Origin of the sequence: Profundibacterium mesophilum KAUST100406-0324 (assembly GCF_009835145.1) — a bacterium.
Taxonomy (GTDB): Bacteria; Pseudomonadota; Alphaproteobacteria; order Rhodobacterales; family Rhodobacteraceae; genus Profundibacterium; species Profundibacterium mesophilum.
This window is the reverse complement of sequence record NZ_APKE01000049.1, coordinates 1-4,463: the sequence shown is the minus strand read 5'-3', so window position 1 is coordinate 4,463 and position 4,463 is coordinate 1. Positions and strand designations below refer to the sequence as shown.

Annotated in this window: 1 protein-coding gene; it reads right to left on the bottom strand. The window is 60.7% G+C overall.

Annotated elements, in window-relative coordinates:
* Positions 1-221: 221 nt before the first annotated feature.
* Positions 222-4,154 carry a DUF11 domain-containing protein gene (locus PMES_RS15975; protein WP_159966722.1) on the bottom strand — a complete coding sequence of 1,311 codons (3,933 nt, stop codon included), beginning with the start codon at positions 4,152-4,154 and terminating at the stop codon, positions 222-224.
* Between the last annotated feature and the right edge of the window lie 309 nt (positions 4,155-4,463).

Here is a 4,463-nt window from a genome sequence, read left to right as displayed (position 1 = left end):
AACGGCCGAGATCGTCCGCGTGGACTGATGACGGCGGGGAAAGGGGGCATCATGTCTCAGGCGTGAGTTACGCAACAACGCCCATCATTTCAGAACCACCCGAGTACCGACGGAAAAAAACGTTGGCGGTCTACTTCGTCGATAATTCATCTGCGAACGCCTACAGTCCGAAAGACCCACCGGACGCGAATGGAGATAGCACGTTCCGCGTTTCGCTTCTGCTACTGAATGAGTACTTCGAAGTCCACATCACCTCCCGCGCCGGCTTCGAGCGGACCGGCGCATTCCCATCTGAGCGGCCCGGCGAAACCCGAGTTGTTGGTTGCCGGTTCGGTCAATGTGCAGGTCAGCCCGCTGGAAACCCGGGGCGTCGTGACCGGGGCGGACAGAGCAGTGTAAGGAGGGGTTCGATCGTAAATGACGACTCCGGTCAAGCGCTCCGCACCCCTGTTGCTGAAATAGATACGATAGAGAAGCCGGTCTCCCGGGCGGCCGGCATTGGCCGTGCCTTCGCCGGTGCCCTGGGTGATGTTCTCGACCGTTTTCGACAGGACCAAAGCCGAGACAGAACCGATGGTGATCTTGTCCACACTTCGGCTCGAATGGGTCACCGTCGTTCCGGAAAATTGTGTCTCGGCCAGCAAGGTCACCACGGCCTCCGCACCCGACGACAGTCCGGAGGAACTGGAGACGCGCAGGAGCAGGCAGACATGTTCGCCGCCTTGCACCGCAATGGGTCCGCTCACCACGCCATCCGGAGACCCATCACATCCCGCATCGAGAAAGAGCGCAGGGACGAAGCCGCGGTCAGATGCCTGCGCGGCATCTGGAATTGAATAACTCACCGTTCCATCGGAGCCCGCGACATAGCGGTGCGGCAGCATTGCAATCTGACCTGGCCGGATCGTGGTGGCCTGATCCTCGTCCAGCCGCGGCACCGGTATGATGCCGATGTCGAGGCCGCCATAGGATTGCGCGGCATCGGGCGTGAAGGTGAAGCTGCCATCGGTGGTGTCGGGGTTCGACAAGGCCGGCGGCGTACCGGGGTTTTCGCTGATGGTCAGATAGCCCGACGGTGGCAGGGCCCGCACAGTGACCGGCCCGGTGTAGCCAGCGGGAAGCGATGTGGACCAGTTGCCCAAGGCGTCGGGGGCGATCGGAGCCAGAACCACGTCCGCGCCATCGACGATCTCGATGCGGCCCACCGAGACTCCGGCCTCTGTTCCATTGCGCAGGCCGTCATGCGCGACGCCGCCAAGACCGCTGCCGATATCGAGGATCAACTGGCCCGAAAGCGTGGCCGCGCCTGCGCTTGCGGCGAGTGGCAACGTGACCTGAGCTTCGTCGTCGTCGGCGATACCATCCCCGAGATCGTCGACGTTACTGCTCGCGGCGGGATCGGAGTCGGGGTCGAGCGCCGAACTGAGGACAACCTCGGCAAGATTGGTCCGGTCGCCGGTGGCCAACGTCTGGGTGCGGATGGTGAGCGTTCGGCTGGCGCCCGCCGCCAGCGCCCCGACCTGCCAGAGGCCGTTATTCGCGGTATAGTTGCCCGTCGCGTCGTCGCTGACATAGGAAAACCCGCTGGGCAGCTGGTCGCGAACTTGAACGCCGGACACCCCCGCCGGGCCGGCATTGGTTACTGTCACCACCCAGTCGATCGCTTCGCCCTCGGTGGTGTCGGTTGCGGCAGTGCCATCCGTGCGCCGTGCGGTCTTTGTGATGGAAAGGTCGGCAGTCAGACTGTCAAAGCCAAAATCCTGCGCCGGTGTCGTGGCATTTGCGGCGACTGAGATGCCAGTAAGCGGATGCAGGGTGCCGATCGACATGTAGGCCGGAATCTCTGGGTCGGTCAGGTCCACGTCGATTCGGTAGGTGAAGGCGGCTGAGACATTGGCGAAGCGAAAGCTGCCGGCGGAATCCGTTTCGGTATTCATTACGAAGGTGTCGTCTGTCAGGTTTCCGGGCGTGCCATTGTCGTTGTAGAGCTGGAGGGTGATCCCGGCACCCAGCTTCTGCTCGCCCGCGTCTTTGGCGTCGTTGGCGTTCTGATCAACATAAAGCTCGCCGGTGATCGAACCGAACGGGATGGGCGAGAAACCCCGACAGGCCATGCCGTCGTTGAACCCGCCTTCATCATTTGTCGATGTGGCAAGGAGAGTTGGCTCTCCTGTCACCAGATCAACGAGGTAGACCGCGTTCGTGCCGGTATTATAGACGTAAAGGCGGCCGCCTTGATCAAACCAAATCGCCCCGTAGGTGCCGGTATAGGTGGCGGGACCGAACAGAACCGGAATGACCGTACCAGCCGTGCCATTATTGGCCGACAGCCGAAACAGTTGGCTCGTCGCACCATCGATTCCGTAGATCATCCCGTCAAGGTCGTTATAAGCCATGTCAGACGGGCTGACGGCAGTGGTCAGGACCAGATCGCCGGCGTCCGTGGGTGTAGCCGGAACGCTGATATCGACCAGTTGCATCCGGGTCGCATTTTTGGGATAAAGCATGACGCCGTTCGGCAGGACGTCGCCCGCGCTGGTGCCGACAGCGGCCGTGGCGGGGATGTTGGTCACGAAATAGAACTCGCCTGCCCCATCCAACTGCCACAACTCGAGCGTGCCGTCGCGCAGGCCATAGGCGTAACCATCGACAGCGTTGTAGCCCCAACTACCATCCAAGGTTTGCGCCGCACCGATCCCGACGTTCTGATGGGACAGGCTGTAGCCAGACCCGGTGTTGGTGAACTCCATCTTCTTCATCACCGACGGTGCGCCCGCCACCTGGTAGAGCCCGGACGAACAGGTCAAGATCGGCGGATCATAGGAAAAGCTGATCTGGTAATCCTCGACCTCGCCATCGCCCACCGGGGCGCTGTTGGTCACGCCCGCGACGGTGGACCACCGAAAACGTGCGAACGTATTGCCCACCGTCGGCGAGGCCGGGACAGTGACGTCAAAGAGGATCGTGCCATTGGCCAGGCCATCTTTGTCAAGCGGTCCGCCATCCTGAAGGTCGGCGGCGATCTGGTCGCCGGGGTTGGCAAAGCTGCCGTCGCCGCCGAAATCCATCCAAGCCTGGAGATAGGAGACGCCGGAAATCAGCTCATTCACCGTCACGGTGATTTCGGCCAAGCCGCCTGCGTAGAGCACCGGCAGAGTTACCCCGTCCTCGTCGTCCACACCGCTTGCGTCATCGCCGGTGGCATCCACGTTGCCAACGCTGGCAACGTCGATGTCGGGCGGAGTGGCACCGAGATAGATATTGGGTACGACGAGGTGCTGAGGATCGCCATAGCTGGTGTTGGTCAGCGGCGCATCGCCCCGGTCTGCCTCGAGGCTGGTGCTCACCGCGCCGACACGCGGCCATTCACCGGTGTTCACGCCCATGTTGTTGTCGATCCGGAAGCCAGTGAAATCGCTCTGTGTGTAGAAGTCATGCGCGGGCAAGGTCGATCCGGGGATAGAGGTGGTCTGCGCCGCCCAGCATCGCAACGCGACATAGGGCTGCTTGTCGGCGGATCCGTCGATGGCGTCGATGGCGCTTTCGAGGAACGCCACTTCAAGATTGCCGTTATTTACGCGGGCATAGACATTGGCCGTACCAATCGTGATTTGTGTGTCATAGGCGGTACTGCCCGGGCCCAGTACCTTGTCTGAGTTCAACGGATTAGGTGCACCGTGCAGGTTGTCCGTCTGCTGATAAACCAGAACGGAATCGTCGCCTGCCGCAACCCAGGCAGTTCCGATCAACTCGGGCTTTGGGGCCAGCTCGAAATAGATGTCCGGGGCCGTGTCGCCGCCGATCTGTTGGTCGATCTCGAGTTCGATGTAGTAGCGATGCGCAGCGGCAACGGTCCAGGCATTGCGCATCACCCACTTCTGATAATACCACGTGCCATCATACCCGGCGTCGCAGCTCAGGAGGTCGGCCGCACCGGGTTCGGTGCCGAGCGGATCCCAGTTCTCATAGAGATCATTGGCATATTCCTGGCATCCCGGTACAGTCTGGTAGAAACCAGGGTTATAGGCGGTCGTCGTGCTGCAATCGCCAGCCGAAATGAGCGTCGCCCACCCCTCAACCGGCTGTGCCTCGAGACGAGCCGGTGCTGCGAGGCAGGCAACGACCAATATCAGAAACCTGACAATGGAACCCATCCTGCCACATACTGAAAGTATCATCAGGTTCCCTTCGACCGTCGTAACAACTTTGCGGAAACTTAACTGCAGCCAATCATCGCCCTCAAGTTTGAGCGATGGTGCTTTGGTTTAGCCTACAAAGGATTTACACACTGTAAACACATCAGAAAGATAGGTCGGCTACCTGAAGGCATACTGGCATCTTCGCCGCGAATGTTAGCCACGCCGCATCCAGCAGTGAGACGGCGTTGTTGCAGAACTCTGATTGTCGAGGATTCACATTGTGAATCCATGCGGTTAGACGGTCCGCATGAGCAAGCCATCACC

Coding starts and splice junctions, on each gene's coding strand:
- PMES_RS15975 (WP_159966722.1), bottom strand. CDS start 4,154: ATGGGTTCCATTGTCAGGTTTCTGATATTGGTCGTTGCCTGCCTCGCA.